Origin of the sequence: Streptomyces sp. NPDC003456 (genome assembly GCF_042878735.1) — a bacterium.
In the GTDB taxonomy this organism is placed as follows: domain Bacteria; phylum Actinomycetota; class Actinomycetes; order Streptomycetales; family Streptomycetaceae; genus Streptomyces.
Genome location: NZ_JBIAOK010000001.1, coordinates 613,370 through 628,985, shown reverse-complemented (window position 1 = coordinate 628,985; position 15,616 = coordinate 613,370). Strand labels below are relative to the sequence as shown.

Here is a 15,616-nt window from a genome sequence, read left to right as displayed (position 1 = left end):
AGCCATGAACAACTCCCTCGTGAACACCGCCCGGTTGCTCGGAGCGGGCCTGCGTGCCCTGCTCGTGCTCACCCTGGTCACCGGCGTCGTCTACCCGCTGGTCGTCACGGGCATCGCCCAGGGGCTGTTCCCCCACCAGGCGAACGGGTCCGAGATCAGGTCGGACGGCAGGGTGGTGGGCTCGTCCCTCATCGGGCAACAGGGCTACAGCCTCGACCACTTCCAGCCGCGCCCGGCGAACGGCCTGGGCGAGAACTCGCTCAACACGCAGTACAGGCTGATCCTCTCCGGTGCCACGAACCTGGCAGCGGACAACAAGGAGCTCGTCGCGCAGGTCGAGCGGGCCAAGGCCGAGGTCGTCGCGGACAACTCCGTGCCGGGCTACACCGTCCGGCCCGCGCAGGTCCCCGCCGACGCGGTCACCTCCTCCGGCTCCGGCCTCGACCCGGACATCTCCCCGGCCTACGCCGAACTCCAGGTCCACCGGGTCGCCCAGCGCAACGACCTGCCGGTCGCGCAGGTGCAGGACCTGGTACGCGCACACACCCGGGCCCGGACCCTCGGCTTCATGGGCGAGCCACGCGTCAACGTCCTGCAACTCAACATCGCGCTCGACGACCTGGCGCGGAGGGGATGAACTCCGCCACGACCACCGCCTGACGGACGCCGGCGCCCCGGGCACCAGCCCGCCGCCGGCTCCGCCGGAAGCCGCGGCGATGGCGGAAGGCGCCGGGCTACTCGACCAACCGGAAGCCGGGATGCCCGGCCCACGCGCGCAGGAACTCGGCCGACCCCGCAGCGGTCGAGCCGTCGTCCGTCACACCGCGCAGCCCCGGCAGCCCGGCCACCACCGCTGCCTGGCCGTCCAGAAGTTCGACGGCAGCGACACCCCCGACGACGTCCCTGACGGCGGCGGTCAGGAGCGCCGTGGCGACATGGTCGATCGCACGGTTGCAGCATGGTGGAGTGAGACGGCAGCCTGCCCCTGAGCGGCGCGGCCGCGACGAGCCACCGGCCGGCCCGGGCCCGGCCTAGGGACGACGGGCCTCCGCCGGTCCTGACGCGTCTCCCGGCGAGGCCGGGTCCCGTGTGTCGTCCTGGTCGGGGAGGAACGTCACGTGCGGGGCGCCTGTTCGGGCGTGGACGGTGACCTCGCTCGACACCCCGTAGACCTCGGCCAGCAGCCGGGACGTGAGTACCTCGGACGGCGGGCCCGAGGCGGCGACCTCACCGGCGTGCAGGACGTAGAGGCGGTCGCAGTGGTACGCCGCCAGGTTGAGGTCGTGCAGAGCGACGAGCACCGTCGCGGGCAGCCGCCGCAACACCCCGAGGATGTCCAACTGGTGGCGGATGTCCAGGTGGTTGGTGGGCTCGTCCAGGACCAGGAGCGACGGCTGCTGGGCCAGCGCGCGGGCGATCAGCACACGCTGGCGTTCACCGCCGGACAACCGGCCGAACGGGCGGTCGGCCAGCTCGGCGGCGTCCACGGCGGTGAGCGCCGACCGGATCAGGCCGGCGTCCGCAGGGGTGTCCCCGTCGAACAGCCGCTTGTGCGGAGCACGGCCCATGGCCACGACCTCGTACACGGTGAGATCGAGGTCCGCTCCCGGCTCCTGCACGACTGCCGCCACGGTCCGCGCCACCCGCCGCACGGGCAGCGACCAGACGTCCGCGCCGTCGGCCAGGATCCGGCCGGCCTGCGGACGCAGCACGCGGTAGACCGCGCGCAGCAGACTGGACTTGCCGCTGCCGTTCGGTCCGACCAGGCCGATGACCTCGCCCGGCCGGGCGTGCAGGGAGACGTCCCCGACGAGACGGTGCGCCCCGGCCGTGAGGGTGACGCCGTCGACGGTGAGTCCTGCCCCGGTCACGCCGCCGCCCCCTGCCGGGTTGCCCGCCCGGCGTCCCGGCGCATCAGCCACAGGAAGAACGGCCCGCCGCACAGTGCCGTCAGCACGCCGACAGGTATCTCCATCGGCGCGGCGACGGTGCGGGCGGCGATGTCGGCCCAGACGAGGAAGACCGCGCCGCCCAGGGCCGCCGTCGGCAGGACACGGCGGTGGTCACCGCCCACGAACAGGCGCACGATGTGCGGCAGCATCAGACCGACGAAGCCGATCGGCCCGCAGGCCGCGACCAGCACACCGGTGACGAGGGAGAGCAGCACGAACATCCGGGCCCGGAACCGGGCCACGTCCAGCCCCATCGTCACGGCCGCCTCCTCCCCGGCCAGCAGGAGGTTGAGGTTCCGCGCCTGGACCAGGAGCACGGTGACCCCCAGCAGCAGGGCGAGGCCGGGCAGCCACAGCGTGCCCCAGCGGACGCCGCCCAGGCCGCCGAGGGTCCAGGCGAGGACCGCGCGGGCTTCGTTGCCCCGGTCGGTGGTGAGCAGCAGCAGATTCAGCACGGCGCTGAGCACGGCGGCGACGGCCACGCCGGACATCACCAGCCGTGACGAGGTGATCCGCCCACCGGTGCGCGCGCAGGTGTAGACGAGCAGCAGCGCGCCGAGCGCGCCCGCGAAGGCGGCGGCCGACAGCGACACCGGCCCGAGCAGCGTCACCCCGAACACGATCACCACCACGGCACCCAGCGACGCCCCGGAGGAGACACCGAGCAGGTACGGCTCCGCGAGCGGGTTGCGGATCAAAGCCTGCAGGGCCGCGCCCACCACCGCGAGTCCGGCGCCGGCCACCGCCCCGAGCAGCACGCGGGGGGCCCGCACGTCCAGGACGATGGCCTCCCGTGCGGGCGACCAGTCCGGCTCGGCCCAGCCGGCGCCCAGCGCGTGCGTGACGATGCCCCACACCTGGCCCGGAGGCACGCGCACCGAACCGACGGCCAGGCCGGCCGTGATCGACAGCACCAGCGCGACGGCCAGGACGACGAGGGCGACGGCGAGACGGGGCCGGGCCGCCCGCCCGTCGTCCTGTGGCTGCTCGTGTGCCGTCCGTCCCGTGCCGGTGTCGGTGACCGGGGCGGTCACCGGAAGCTCTCGGGGTGGATGCCGCGGGCCAGGTCCTCCACCGCGTACGCGGACCGCACACCGACGAGGGTGGCCGTCAGCGGCAGCACCACGAACCGCTTGTTCCTGACCGCCGGGACGTCCCGGAGGGCGGGCTGCGACAGCAGGAACTTCTTCTTCTGCTCGATGCTCCCGGCGCCCGCGTAGTCGTAGACGGCGATGACTTCGGGCTTCCGCTCGACGACCTGCTCCCAGGAGACGTCGCCGAAGACGTCGTCCAGGTCCGCGAAGACGTTCTTGCCGCCGGCCAGCCGGATCAGCTCCGTGCCCAGGCTCTTGCCGCCCGCGGTGAACGCCGCCTTGTCACCGCTGTCGTACACGAAGACGGACACCTCGCGCGCACCCTCGACGGCCGAGGCGGCCCTGCCGACCCGCGCCCGGAGGTCCGACACGAGCTCGTCCGCGCGGTCGCTCACGCCGAAGATCCGCCCGACGGTGCGGACTTCGGCGTACGTGTCCTGCATCGTCACCCTGGTCTTGCCGCAGTACTCGCGGTTCAGGTGGGTGTCGATGCCGGAGTCGCTGAACGCCTTGCGGGAACGGCCCTCGCTCTCGGCGAAGGCACTGCCGTACCCGCCGTAGACGAGGTCCGGCTCGGCCTCCAGGACCGTCTCGAACGACGGTTCCTTCTCGGCCAGTTCGGGGATCGACGCGTAGTCCTTCCGCAGGTGCGGCAGCACGGCCGAGTCGGGGAAGGCGGTCCCCACCATGCGGTCCTTCAGACCGAGGGAGAGCAGGAGTTCCGCCGGGTGCTGGTGGATGGTGACGGCACGGGCGGGCGGCCTCTCGTACGTCGTCCGCACACCGCAGTTGTCGACGGTGACCGGGAAACCGGCCGGTGAGCCCGCGGGCTCGGCGCCCTGCCCGCTGCTCCGCGACGATCCGCAGCCGGCGGTCGACAGGAGGGCCGACAGGGCGCATGCGACCGCCGCGGCGCGCCGGGCGCGGCGCCTGCGGGCAGGGGTGGACAGCGGGGGACGGGACATGCCGTCGTACACGTGAAGCCTCCTGGGGAGTCCGCGCTCCTCGGATCGGGCCCGCGACAGGCCAGTGTCCTGACTCCCGGATCGACGCTCTCCCTCGGCCTTCCCGCGCGGCGCGCAGTGGCGTGTCGGAGGGTGCACTCCCCGGTCACAGTGGCGGGACCGTGCCGGATTCGCACCGGCTTCCTGATGTTCCCGTCGCGGCGATGACCCGGCGATCCTACGGCCCGCCGCGCACGGATCGAAAGGGCGCCCCCGGTGACGTGCGCGCCCCTCGCGCCACCGCCGGGGCCGTCGGCCCGCTCACCACCGCCCGCATCAGGGCCGGTTGCCGCGCAGTGCGGGCGATCGGCTGATGCGATGATGAACGGCGACAGGGCGACGGCGGTCCGAGGAAGCCGGTGTGAATCCGGCGCGGTCCCGCCACTGTGACCGGCGAGCGGATCCCGTGCGGGCCACTGCCCCCGTGAGGGGGCGGGAAGGCCGGGACGAGCTGCGACCCGGGAGCCAGGAGACTCACGTCGTCGCCTCCTCGAAGAACCCCGGGGCGGATCTCCCCGGAGAGAGGTGGTTCGGCGTGCCCGAAGCAACTGACAACGAGGGCCTCGGCAGGGGGACGACCGGACGACGCGCCCGCGCCGTCCCGTGCCGGGTCGTGGTCTGCCGGGACTGCTGCTGCGGAAGCCCGAAGGTGACCGGCGTCGACCACGCCGAACAGACGGCGCGCCTGCGGGCCGAGATGCCCGTGCGGGTGTCCGACTGCCTGGACGTGTGCGATCAGGCCAACGTCATCGTCGTGCAGCCCTCGTCGGCGGGCCGGGCGGCAGGGGCCCGCCCGGTGTGGCTGGGCCTGGTCAACGACCCGGCCGCCACGGAGGACATCGTGGAGTGGGTACGCGCCGGCGGGCCGGGCATCGCTCCCCGGCCGGACATCCTGGACCTGTACGCCTTCACTCCGCACGGCCGCAACCGGGCTCTCTAGAGGGGTCCGGTGATTTCCCGCTGCCCAGGCCGACCGGCGGCCATTCTTCACGGGGCCTCAGGAAAGCGTGAATGGGGAATTGGTTCTGGATGTCCGAGTGTTTTTCGACGCGCTGTGAATTCGAGGCACGTCGTGGTCGAGTGAAATGCACCGGCTGAAATGATCTGGTGTTCAAGCGCGGAGGACAGGGTGGCCGCTCCTGCCCGTGTCATATGCACCCTAACGCCGGAGCCGGCAGATGGGTGCTGAGGCGAACGGGTGACGCCATCGGTGATACGTACGTTGTCACGATGATCGCGGCCGGCTGCCGGCTCCCGTGCGGCAGCCCGGACGAGATGCTGTCCCGACCTGACGCGACGACCGCCTCAGGGAGTCGTCGCAGGTCGCTGAGGGGGAGCGGCGCTCGCCGCCGGCTCCGCGGCTTCGTCCGCGGTGCGGGACGGCGGCGGTGCGCAGCGCTGCGGACGCATGTTGCTCCGCAGCACCTCGACGAGGAGCCGGCGGCGGCGCAGTTCCGCCGCGTCCGTGTGGTGCAGTCGCCGGTGGGGATCGGACAGGAACACGGACCCGATGGTGCAGACAGAAGCACTCACGACAAAGGTCCACACCGTGGCGTTCAGCATAAATTCTCCGTGACTTACGAGGTGACTCGGTGCATCGTCAGGAGCGACAGATGCATGGGCACAACTGGACGGTCATTGCCGTGTCACGGTCCGGTGGTGAATTTCTATCGTTCGGTTCAATAGCCCTTTGCCGTGCCTATCAGTTTGTCGCTCCGTCGGGCGCGCCGTTGACGTCGCCGTGCCCTCCCCGGCGGCCTGTCGTTGCCCCCGGCATGGAGGACGACTCATACACCCGACCGGACACCCGCCTGCTCGGTGCCTACTGGCTGGACCTGTCGCGACTTCCTCGGGACCACTGCGTCTGCCGCGAGGTGGGACGGCCGAGGCCCCGTCCGGCCTCGCGGAGCAGTGGTGTGCATACCGCGGTGGCCCTGCTCGCATGGGCAGCGATCGTCGCCGCGATGATTGCGACGGTTCTGAAGTAGCCGAACCACGACCAGCGGCCCGCGGCCGGAGACCGTCCCCTTCAGGGGCCGGCGGCCGCGGGGTGCGCTGCCCGGTCCGAAGCGAAGTGTCGCCTCAGGCGGGGCGTTTGCCCAGCAGGGCGCAGACCGCGTTCTCCTGGACGGTGCGCAGCTGCTGGAGCAGATCCGGGTTCAGCGTCTTGTTCACCTGCGTGGTGAGCGAGAACGTGAGGGACTTGCGGCCGTCCGGGGTCGCGGCGATCAACTGGGTGTAGCCGGGGAAGTTGCCGGTGTGCCCCAGGACGACTCCGCAGCGGGTCTCGTAGCGGAAGATGGCGAGTCCCGCCTTGTTGCGGCCCGGCCCGGCCGGTTCCGAGGCGCCCTCGACCCACCGGCGCTGCTCGCGCAGCACCTCCGGCGACGTCAGGCGACCGGCGGCGTAGGCGCGGATGAAGCGCGTCATGTCCCGCGGGGTGGAGATGATGCCGCCCGAGGCCCACACGCCGGACGCGCTGATCAGCTCGCTGACGTCCTCCGGCGGCTCGGGCGGTTCGACGGCGTAACCGTGCATGTAGGGCTCGGGCATCTCGTAGCCCATGGGGAGACTGGTGTCGCGCAGGCCGAGCGGCCGGTAGACGATCTCCGACAGCAGCTCCTCGTACGGCGTGCGGGTCACGGCCTCCGCCATCAGCGCCACCGCGATGTTGTCGGAGTTGGAGTACCGGTACTGCGTGCCGGGGCGGAAGCGCAGCGGCTCGTCCGCCACGAAGTCCAGCAGGCGGCGGGGGTCGAAGGTGCGGCGCGGGTCCGCCACCAGCAGCTCCGCGAACTCGGGGTCCTCGGTGTAGTCGGGCAGTCCGCTGGTGTGGTTCAGCAGCTGCCGCAGCGTGACCGACCGCCAGGCACGCGGCAGCTGGGGCAGGGTGCGGCCGATGGTGCTGTCGAGCCGGAGCGCCCCGTCCGCCACCAGGCGCAGCGCCACCGCTCCGCTGAACGCCTTGGCGGTGCTCGCGATCCGCATGTGGTCGGTGGGCTCGATCGGGCGGCCGGTCTCCAGGTCGGCGACGCCCGCGCGCAGGACGCGCGGAGTCCCGTCCCGTTTCAGGACGACGATCACACCGGGCGGTCCTCCGGGTGTGGTCACCAGTTCCTCGAGCTGCCGTTGCAGGGCGCGCTCACCACTGCCGCCGGAGCTGCCGGAGCCGGGGGTTGCGCCCGCCGTCGGGGCGAGGAGCATACCGCCGAGGAAGGAGGCGCCGAGCAGGGTGACGAGGAACAGGCGGTGGCGGCGGGAGGGGAGTCCGGCACCGGAACGGGCGGGTGTTCCCGGTCTGGGAACGGGCAGGAGTGGCATGAGGATCCTGGGAGACTCGGTGGTCAGGGGCATCCTCAGCATCGGCCGGGACGGTGCCCGCCTGCTCGGCGGACTTGCTCCATCCGGCCGCACGGCGTGCTCCCGGGCGGGCGCGGTTCGCTCGTGCGGGCGCGACGGCCCCCTCGTACGGCGGGCCTGCGCCGGTGCGTACGAGAAGGGCCGGGCGCGCCGGGTGCGCGTCAGCGGGGCTGGGTCAGCTGGGCGGCCAGGAGGTGGGAGTCCAGCAGGGACGGGTCGGCGGTGCGGGCGGCCTTGGCGTAGCTGGCCAGCATGCGCCTGGTCAGGACGAGGGCCTGCGGGGAGCGCCGCGCCAGGGGCTTGGTCCAGGCGGTGACCGTGTCGTCCAGGGAGTCGAGGGGAGCGATCTTGTGAAGGAGGCCCAGGCGGTGGGCCGTGTGGGCGTCGAACGTCTCGCAGGTGAGCATGAGTTCGCGTATGCGGGCCGCTCCCGCCTCCGCGATCAGGCGGCCCATGGCGCCGCCCCAGGCGGGTGCCAGTCCGAGGCCGACTTCGGGCATCCGGAACTGACAGGTGTCAGCACCCGCGCGGAGGTCGCAGTACGCGGCGAGGGCGAGACCCGCGCCGACGACCTTGCCGTGGAGCCGGGCGATGGTGACGACATGGGTGTTCTCCAGGGCCTGGCACAGGCGCTGCGCCTTGTCCGCGATGCGCCGCAGCGCGGACCCGCCGGGGTCGGCGGCCAGACTGTCCCGGAACTCCTGCCGGTCGGCACCCAGGCAGAAGTCGCCGCCCAGGGAGGAGAGCACCAGCACGCTGATGTCGGGCTGGTCGTGCAGGCCGTCGAGGACGGCGAGGAGGGCGTCCAGCACCGCCGTGCCCAGGACGTCGTCCTGCGCGTCGGGGTTGAGCTGGACCTGGAGGACGGCACCGGTGCGGGTGAGGACCAGGGGAGCGGGGCCGAGGGGTGTGTCGAGCGGGGGCGCCGGCTCGGGGGCGGTGGCGGAGACGGCGGTGGGGGTGCGAGGCGGGTTCATGCCAGTGCTACATCCAGATTCAGCAGGCGCCTGAACGCCACCCGGGGTGCGTACGCGGGGCGGCGCACCAGGGTGAGTCTCGGCAGACGGGTGATCGTGTGGCGGAGCAGGGTCTGGGCCTCCAGGCGGGCCAGGGGCGCCCCGAGGCAGTAGTGGATGCCCCAGCTGAAGGCCAGGTGCGAGGGGTTGCGCTGCATGTCGAACAGGTCGGGCCCGGGGAACCGTTCCGGGTCGCGGTGGGCCGCCCCGACCATGAGGTGGACCATCTCCCCGGCCGCCACCTCGGTGCCCGCCAGGAAGGTGTCCTGGGCGGCGACGCGGCTGATGACGTGGGTGGGAGGGTCGTGGCGGAGGGATTCCTCGACGAAGGAGGGCACGAGGTCCGGCTGGTGCGTGAGCCGCGTCCAGCGGTCGGGGTCCTCGACCAGCCGCAGTGCCATCGTCGACAGCAGCGTCGAGGTGGTCTCCAGCGCCGCCAGCAGGACGAACAGGGCGAGGAAGTAGACCGCTTCGTCGGCCTTGTCCTGGTCGGGCTCGAGCTGGTCCCAGGTGTCCGTCCAGCGGGACACCGGGTCGTCGCCGGGACGTCTGCGCCGGTCGCGCACCAAGTCGAGGAAGTAGGAGCGCAGTTCGGCCATGGCCGCGTCGGAGCGGGCCAACTGGCTGGCGTTCGGCAGCAGTTCCTGCGTGAAGACCTGCTCGTGGGTCAGTTCCCGCAGGCGGGCCCAGTCGGCGCTGGGCAGCCCGAGCCAGTCGCCTATCGTGGCGACGGGCAGCTCCTCGCTCACCAGCGCCGCGAAGTCGGCCTCTCCTGCCTGTATTCGCTCGTACAAGGTGCCCAGCAGCCGGTCGACGACACGGGTCACCCGGCTGCCGATGCGCTCGACGGTGCCGCGGTCGAAGGTGCCCGCCGACCGGCGCACCCGGGTGTGTTCCGGCGGATTGAGCGCGGGCAGGGTCCGGCTGATCTCCCGCGCCGAGGGGGCACTCCAGCGGGTGCGCGCACCTTGCTGCTCCCGCCACCGGGTGTCCGGTTCCAGCCAGTTGCCGCCGCGCAGTATCTGCTCGCAGGTGGAGTAGCCGGTGACGAGTAAACCGCCCCAGGGCGCGGGGCTGACCGCGCCGCGCGCCCTGAGCTCTTCGTAGAAGGGGAAGGGGTCGGCCTGTCCGTCGGCCGTCCTGAGACGGGAGAACAGAGAGATGGTGGCCCGACGGTCCGTGGACGGGGTCGTGACGCTTCCCACGATAGCGGCTCCTTTCTGCCAGCCGCTATCCGTACCCGACCGTCACATGAGCCATACAGTAACACCGTATTCTCATATGGTTACTTGCGTCACTCGCCATTCATCCAGGCACGGAAACGGCTGAACAGCCCGCCTTTCGGGCGCGCGGCGTGGGCCGGCCGGTGCGTCGCGTGCGGCTGGTGGACGCCCACGGACGAGGGCGCGGTTTGAGCCGTGGAAGGCTGCGTGTAGCGGGAGTTGGCGGCCTGGGGCACGGTGCGCGGGCTGTACCGGATGGGGACGGTCACCAGCGTGCGGCTCCACGGGGCGGGCACCCAGGCCAGCTCCTTGAAGGGCACGCGCATCTCGACGTCGGGCAGCCGGTTGAGCAGGGACTCCACGGCCGTGGCAGTGATCATGAACGCCGGGTCCTTGGCCGGGCAGGCGTGCGGCCCGGCGCCGAAGGCCAGGTGCGCCTTGGGGCTGAGCTGCTCGCGGTGCGCGGTGAGCTTCGGGTCGTTGTTGGCCGCCGCGAAGGAGATCAGCACCGGGTCGCCCGTCCGCAGGGTGCGCTCGCCCAACTCGACGTCCTGCGTCGGGTAGTGCGCGGCGTAGTTGGCGATCGGGGCGTAGTTCCACAGCGTCTTCACCACCGCGTCCTCCGCCGGCAGGCCCGTGGGCCAGTCGTCACTGAGGTACAGGGCCACGCTGGTGCCGATCGCCGCCGCCAGCGGCGCGGTGCCGCCCGACAGCAGGGTCACGAGCTGATGCAGCACCTCCTCGTCGCTCAGCCGGGCGGAGTGCACCATCAGCTTGGTGGTCAGGTCCTCGCCGGGCTGCCGGCGCTTCAGGGCGATCAGTTCCCCGAGCGCACCGGCCAGGATCCCGTCGGCGCCCGGGGTGCCCTGGAAGATGCCGGTGATGCCGGCGATGACCCGGTCACCGAGCTCCGGCGGGCAGCCGAACAGGTCACCGAAGATCAGCAGCGGCAGCGGCTGGGCGTACGCGGCCATCAACTCGGCCTGCCCGAGCGGCTCCGAGCTGAACCGGCTGATCAGGTAGTCCGCCGACTGCTGGGTCAGGCGGATGAGCCGGCCCTGGTCCACGGTGGCGAGACTCTCCGTGACCGCCTGGCGCAGCCGGGCGTGTGCGGCACCGTCGCTGAACAGGGCGTTCGGACGGTAGCCCATCATGGGCAGGGCAGGGCTGTCCTCCGGGATCCGCCCCTCGGCGAGGGCGTTCCAGCGGCGGGAGTCGCGGACGAAGAGGTTCGGGTTCTGCAGGATGTACAGGCTCGCGTCGTAGCTCGTCACCAGCTCGACCTCGACGCCCGGGGCGATGTCGACCGGGGCGCTGTGCCCCGACGCACGCAGCCGGTCGTAGGTGCGCTCGGGGTCGGAGCCGAAGTCGGGGCCGTACAGGGGCACGTTGCCTGATGCCGGGTGACCGGCGGGCGTGCCGGACGTCTCGAGGGGCTGTTGCATGGTGGTGGCTCCTAGCCGAGTGAGGACAAGAGGTGCTTCACGAGGGTGATGAGGGCCTCCATCGAGGAGTCCTGGTCGCGCACGTCGCAGTCGATGACCGGCGTGTTGTCGGAGAGGTCGAGTGCCTCGCACACCTCGGAGAGCGGGAAGCGGGACCGGCCGTCGAAGGTGTTGACCCCGACGACGTAGGGCAGGCCGAAGTCCTCGACCAGGTCGAGGATGGGGAAGGTCTCCTCCAGCCGCTCCGGGTCGACCAGGACGAGCGCCCCCAGCGCTCCCCGGGACAGGCCCTCCCACATCTGCTTGAACCGCTCCTGCCCCGGTGTACCGAAGATGTAGAGCACCAGGTCGTCGCTGAGCGTCAGACGGCCGAAGTCCATCGCGACGGTCGTGGTCGTCTTGTCCGGCGTCTCGGAGAGATCGTCGAAGCCCTCGCTGGCCTCGGTGATCTCCTCCTCGGTCTGCAGCGGCTCGATCTCGGAGACGCTGCCGATGTAGGTGGTCTTCCCCACCGCGAAGTGGCCCACGACCAGGACCTTCACGGAGCGGGAGACCTTGGGATCCAGATACACGCGACTTACGCTCCGGTTCGTATTCGCTCCAGGCCATGGAGCACGGCGGTGAGCAGGGCGGGGTCATGGCGCTCGGCATGTGGCACCGGATTGCGCACATGGATCAGCCCGTCCTCGGCCATCTGGGCCAGCAGGATGCGCACGATGCCCAGGGGCAGCTGCGTGTGGGCGGCGACCTCGGCGACCGACAGGTATCCGTCGGCGAGCAGGTCCATCACCACACGTGCTTCCGGAGCCAGGGTGCGCACCGTGGCGGCGGCCGGGTCCCGGACGGAGATCATCGTGGTGTGCTCGTACTCGCTCTCCCGGGGCAGCACCCGCCCCTTCGCCATGACGAAGAAGGGGACTAACGGTGCCGTCAGCTCCAGTTCCTCGGACGGGTCCTCATGCATCGCCGACCCCTTCTCCCCACCCGGTGCGAGACGCGGCCTGCGGGGGCATCGCGTCACTCAGCCGGACAGTGAACTCCTCGATGTCACAGTCGTGTTCGGCGGCCGCCGCGAGGAAGGCACCCTCGCCCGCCGCGATCAGGAAGACCCAGCCGTGCTGGAACTCGATGACCGTCTGGCTCCACTCGTCGTCCCGCGCCCCGCCCGCGAAGGGCGCCGTGGCCCGGCTGTAGGCGTGGATACCGGTCATGGCCGCCGAGATGGTGTCCGCGAGGTCCCGGTCGATCCCCGCGCTCGCACCGCGGGGCAGCCCGTCCGCGCCGAGCAGCAGCGCGTGCAGGGCGCCCGGCACCGAGGCCACCACCTTGTCCAGCTGGTCCAGCACCGCGACGGCCCGGCCTGCCCGCTGATGCGAGGCCTGGGCGCCCCCGCCGGCCGCGGCCGGGTCGGCGGGGATCACCCGCGGCGGGGCCGTGAGGTTGCTGCCCAGCCGGGCCACCAGCCGGTTCATGCGGAACGACAGCTGCTCCATGTCCACGTCCGGCTCCGCCGCGGCGGCCAGATAGGCCCCCTGGCCGGCACCGATCAGGAACACCCAGCCGTGCTGGAACTCGATGACGGTCTGGATCCACTCGCGGGTCTGCGAGGCGCCCGCGAAGTGCGCCGTGGCCCGGCTGAGGGACTGCATCCCGGCCATGGCGGCCGAGACCGTGCCCACGTCAGCGGCGGTCAGACCGTCCGTGGAGCCGCGCGGCATGCCGTCCGCGGAGAGCACCACGGCGTGCCGTGCCTTGGGCACGTTGGTCACGATGTCCTGGACCATCCACGACAGGTCGGTCGTACTCATGCGTTGTCGGACCCTTCAGACATGGGGGCGTCGAGGGAAGCCACATCGCGTCCGGTCTGGGCGCCGCGCTGCAGCGCGCCCAGGCTCCCGGTGCCGCGGCGCCGGACACTGCGCCGGGCCGGCTGGTCCGCCGAGGGCGAGTCGCCGATCGACGCCACACGCGGCCCGCGCTTGGGCAGGCCGTTGGCGGTGCGCGCCGGATTGCGCGTCTCCATGGGCCGGATGCTGCTCACGGGCGCTGTGTCGGGGGCCGACGGGGTTTCCTCCATGGTCCACAGCTCCTCGGGCAGCAGGACGACGGCCCGTACGCCGCCATATCGGGACACGCCGGTGACGTCGACCTTGAAGCCGTACTGCCGGGCGATCAGGCCGATCACGGGGAAGCCGAACTTCGGCTGGGTGCCCAGCTGCGCCAGGCGGGGCAGGTCGTCACCCGAGAGCAGCGCGGTCGCCCGCTGCCGCTCCTCGTCACCCATGCCGACGCCGGCGTCGTCGATGATGATGCAGAGGTTCTGCTGGACCTGGCGGAAGGTGACCTCGATGGGGGCGTCCGCCTGCGAGAAACTGGCAGCGTTGTCGAGGAGTTCGGCCACCGCCAGGGCGACCGGCGCCACGGCGGAGGCCTTCAGCGCGATGCCGCTCGGCTGCATGATCTCCACGCGCTGGAAGTTGCGGATCTGGCTCTGGGCGCTGCGCACGACGTCGTAGACGCTGGCCGGCTGGTTGCGGCGGCCGAGGGGCGCACCGCACATGACCGCGATGCCCTGGGCCTTGCGGGCCATCTGGGCGTTGGCGTGGGTGATGTCCATCAGGTCGCTGAGGACCGGATGGCCGCCGTACTCGCGCTGGACCCGGTCCAGCAGTGTCGTCTGCTCGGCGGCGAGGCTCTGCAGGAAGCGGGCGGCGCCCTTGAGGACCGCCTTGGTGTTCTCCTCGGCGGTCGTCTCCGCCTCGCGGATGACGCTGTCCTGCTCGTTGCGCAGCTGGGCCAACTCGCCGCGGACCCGCGCCAGTTCGATCTGGCTGTACTGCAGCTTCGCCTGCAGCTCGTCCTCGGACTCCTTCTTCCTCCTCAGTACGCCTCTGCTGCGGAGCACGAGCGCCACGACGGCGGCGAGGGATATCACCGCTATCGCAACCAGGCACCAAAGAAGCACGTCTTGAGTCATGGAAACCTTTCACCGCGCGTGGCATGCAGGCGTCGACAGGTACGCCTCGCAAGGATCCGCAACCCGTCCGGGGCAGTGCACCAGGGGGAGCTCAGCGCGCGTTCGGGTTCGGGGCCCTGAGCAAAAGTGGATCAAGGTCGCAGACGGCGGAATGCTATCACCGTCGGCCGGGACGTCTGGAAGCCGCTCCTCCGGACTTCACACGTTCAACGCCAGTATTTAACAAGGGACGTTGAACGCCGAGCGGACCGCGGGTGTCCGGCCGGGGCCGTGACCGGCGGTGACCGTCTGACGCCCCCTCAGCCGGCGCTCACGAACCGGCGCAGGGACCCGGCCATGCTCGCCACGAACGCTTCGCGCGTGCGGTCGGGGACCAGGTCCAGGGAGAGGTACGGGTTGAGGTCCTCCAGCTCCACCAGCAGCAGACCGCCGTCCGGCGCGCGGCACGCGTCCACACGCTGGATCCCGTGGTCGAGGGTGTTCCAGTCGATGAACCGGCGCGCGAACGCCAGATCGGCCCCGGTGGGCTCGTAGGGTTCCAGCTCCCAGCGCCGGCCGGGGTCGGGGGCGTGGAGCGCGTACTGGAAGGTGTCGTCCACGTAGTAGAAGGACACCTCGTACCGGAAGTCGACCCGGGGCTGGATCAGTACGTCGCCGCCGGTGAGGCCGTCCAGATCCGCCCGCGGGACGAAGGTGAGCCCGATGGAGTCCGCGCCCAGCTTCGGCTTGACCGCATACAGCTCCGCCTCGGGCAGCAGGTGCAGGTCCCGCGGGTGGTCGACGGTGGGGATGACGGGGTGCCCCGAGAGGGTCAGGTCGAGCAGGTACTGCTTGCCCGCCATGTCCCCCCGGCCGGAGAGCGGGTTGTAGACCCGGACGCCGCGCGCCACCGCCTGTTCCCGGAAGGCGGCCCACTGCTCCCGGTACCGCAGGACGGGGCCGCTGTTGCGGACGACGACGGCGTCGAAGGCGTCCATCAGCGCGGCCGCGTCCAGCGGGTGGCACAGAGCGAGGGGGAACTCCCGGCGGAGGCGGGAGGTCAGGAAGATGTCCTCGTCGCAGTAGCGGCCGCGCCCCTGGGCCCGGTAGGCGAGGTCGGTGACGAACAGGATGCGGGGACCGTCGGGCATCGGGCTTCTCCTTCGCTGCTGCCGTGCACCCTATGCCGTGCGGATCACGCCCCCGCCCGTGGCCCGTCGCCGACGGGAGGTGCGGCCCACCGGGCGATCCGCCGCCGCCGCGTCGCCGACGTCCTCCGCTGGACTCAGCCCGCACCCCCCTTGCGGCCGAACTCCTCGTCCAGCACGGACAGGCGGCGCCAGTACTCGTCCTCGTCGATCTCCCCGGAGGCGAAACGGTGGCCGAGCACGGCGATGGGCGAGTCCGCGCCCACCGTGCCCTGCCGGCGCCGCGCGCCGCCGCCCCGCGGGGTGCGGCGCAGCAGCGCGACGCCGCTGCCGATGACCAGGGCCCACATCACCGGAAAGAGCAGGATCCACGGGCCGGGCCCGCCGTCCGCGAAGGTCGCCAGGGTCTGCATGTCGC

The 15,616-nt window shown here is 71.7% G+C and carries 16 protein-coding genes, 1 pseudogene and 2 riboswitches; of the genes and pseudogenes, 2 read left to right on the top strand and 15 right to left on the bottom strand.

The features are described from left to right. Nucleotides 1–4: 4 nt before the first annotated feature. On the top strand, nt 5–637 hold the full coding sequence (locus ACFYWG_RS02340) for a potassium-transporting ATPase subunit C (RefSeq protein ID WP_389198768.1): 633 nt from the start codon (nt 5–7) through the stop codon (nt 635–637). Nucleotides 638–734: 97 nt separating this feature from the next. On the opposite strand, the pseudogene ACFYWG_RS02335 reads toward ACFYWG_RS02340, so the two are convergent. The 4 genes and pseudogenes from ACFYWG_RS02335 to ACFYWG_RS02320 form a co-directional block, all read right to left on the bottom strand. Then, nucleotides 735–947, bottom strand: a pseudogene (locus ACFYWG_RS02335) (DUF6368 family protein); the annotation flags it as partial. 84 nt (nt 948–1,031) lie between these two features. Next, entirely contained in the window at nt 1,032–1,871 is an 840-nt protein-coding gene (locus tag ACFYWG_RS02330) for an ABC transporter ATP-binding protein (RefSeq protein ID WP_389198766.1), read from the bottom strand. Beyond that, complete coding sequence (locus ACFYWG_RS02325) at nt 1,868–2,986, bottom strand: FecCD family ABC transporter permease (RefSeq protein ID WP_389198764.1); 1,119 nt, start codon at nt 2,984–2,986, stop codon at nt 1,868–1,870. The genes ACFYWG_RS02330 and ACFYWG_RS02325 overlap by 4 nt, the downstream gene beginning before the upstream one ends. Beyond that, on the bottom strand, nt 2,983–4,023 hold the full coding sequence (locus ACFYWG_RS02320) for an ABC transporter substrate-binding protein (RefSeq protein ID WP_389198762.1): 1,041 nt from the start codon (nt 4,021–4,023) through the stop codon (nt 2,983–2,985). The genes ACFYWG_RS02325 and ACFYWG_RS02320 overlap by 4 nt, the downstream gene beginning before the upstream one ends. A gap of 50 nt (nt 4,024–4,073) precedes the next feature. Beyond that, nucleotides 4,074–4,199: riboswitch (cobalamin riboswitch) on the bottom strand. A gap of 200 nt (nt 4,200–4,399) precedes the next feature. Further along, nucleotides 4,400–4,526, top strand: a riboswitch (cobalamin riboswitch). A 137-nt stretch (nt 4,527–4,663) separates the two neighbouring features. On the opposite strand from ACFYWG_RS02320, the gene ACFYWG_RS02315 reads away from it, so the two are divergent. Next, nucleotides 4,664–4,990 (top strand): hypothetical protein, encoded by a 327-nt coding sequence (locus tag ACFYWG_RS02315; protein ID WP_376327936.1) that lies wholly within the window; start codon nt 4,664–4,666, stop codon nt 4,988–4,990. Nucleotides 4,991–5,355: 365 nt separating this feature from the next. On the opposite strand, the gene ACFYWG_RS02310 is transcribed toward ACFYWG_RS02315, so the two are convergent. The 11 genes from ACFYWG_RS02310 to ACFYWG_RS02260 form a co-directional block, all read right to left on the bottom strand. Then, nucleotides 5,356–5,583: a hypothetical protein gene (locus ACFYWG_RS02310; RefSeq protein WP_389198760.1), complete on the bottom strand. Its 228-nt coding sequence runs from the start codon at nt 5,581–5,583 to the stop codon at nt 5,356–5,358. Nucleotides 5,584–6,132: 549 nt separating this feature from the next. Next, a complete protein-coding gene (locus ACFYWG_RS02305) occupies nt 6,133–7,371 on the bottom strand; it encodes a serine hydrolase domain-containing protein (RefSeq protein ID WP_389198758.1) in 1,239 nt (412 codons plus the stop codon). Nucleotides 7,372–7,571: 200 nt separating this feature from the next. Then, on the bottom strand, nt 7,572–8,387 hold the full coding sequence (locus ACFYWG_RS02300) for an enoyl-CoA hydratase/isomerase family protein (RefSeq protein WP_389198756.1): 816 nt from the start codon (nt 8,385–8,387) through the stop codon (nt 7,572–7,574). Continuing rightward, nucleotides 8,384–9,631, bottom strand: a complete 1,248-nt coding sequence (locus ACFYWG_RS02295; protein ID WP_389198755.1) for a cytochrome P450 — start codon at nt 9,629–9,631, stop codon at nt 8,384–8,386. Before ACFYWG_RS02295 ends, ACFYWG_RS02300 begins: the two co-directional genes overlap by 4 nt. Nucleotides 9,632–9,720: 89 nt before the next feature. Beyond that, a complete protein-coding gene (locus ACFYWG_RS02290) occupies nt 9,721–11,094 on the bottom strand; it encodes a cytochrome P450 (protein WP_389198753.1) in 1,374 nt (457 codons plus the stop codon). An 11-nt stretch (nt 11,095–11,105) separates the two neighbouring features. After that, nucleotides 11,106–11,666, bottom strand: a complete 561-nt coding sequence (locus ACFYWG_RS02285) for an ATP/GTP-binding protein (protein WP_389198751.1) — start codon at nt 11,664–11,666, stop codon at nt 11,106–11,108. Nucleotides 11,667–11,671: 5 nt separating this feature from the next. Continuing rightward, nucleotides 11,672–12,058, bottom strand: a complete 387-nt coding sequence (locus ACFYWG_RS02280) for a DUF742 domain-containing protein (protein WP_376327793.1) — start codon at nt 12,056–12,058, stop codon at nt 11,672–11,674. Beyond that, nucleotides 12,051–12,878: a roadblock/LC7 domain-containing protein gene (locus ACFYWG_RS02275; RefSeq protein ID WP_385414181.1), complete on the bottom strand. Its 828-nt coding sequence runs from the start codon at nt 12,876–12,878 to the stop codon at nt 12,051–12,053. The genes ACFYWG_RS02280 and ACFYWG_RS02275 overlap by 8 nt, the downstream gene beginning before the upstream one ends. Nucleotides 12,879–12,898: 20 nt before the next feature. Continuing rightward, nucleotides 12,899–14,071 carry an ATP-binding protein gene (locus ACFYWG_RS02270; protein WP_376327791.1) on the bottom strand — a complete coding sequence of 391 codons (1,173 nt, stop codon included), beginning with the start codon at nt 14,069–14,071 and terminating at the stop codon, nt 12,899–12,901. Between the two features lie 299 nt (nt 14,072–14,370). Then, the gene (locus ACFYWG_RS02265; RefSeq protein WP_383499692.1) at nt 14,371–15,201 is read right to left on the bottom strand and encodes a hypothetical protein; all 831 of its coding nucleotides are present in this window, start codon (nt 15,199–15,201) and stop codon (nt 14,371–14,373) included. 134 nt (nt 15,202–15,335) lie between these two features. Next, entirely contained in the window at nt 15,336–15,611 is a 276-nt protein-coding gene (locus ACFYWG_RS02260) for an SHOCT domain-containing protein (protein WP_389198748.1), read from the bottom strand. Between the last annotated feature and the right edge of the window lie 5 nt (nt 15,612–15,616).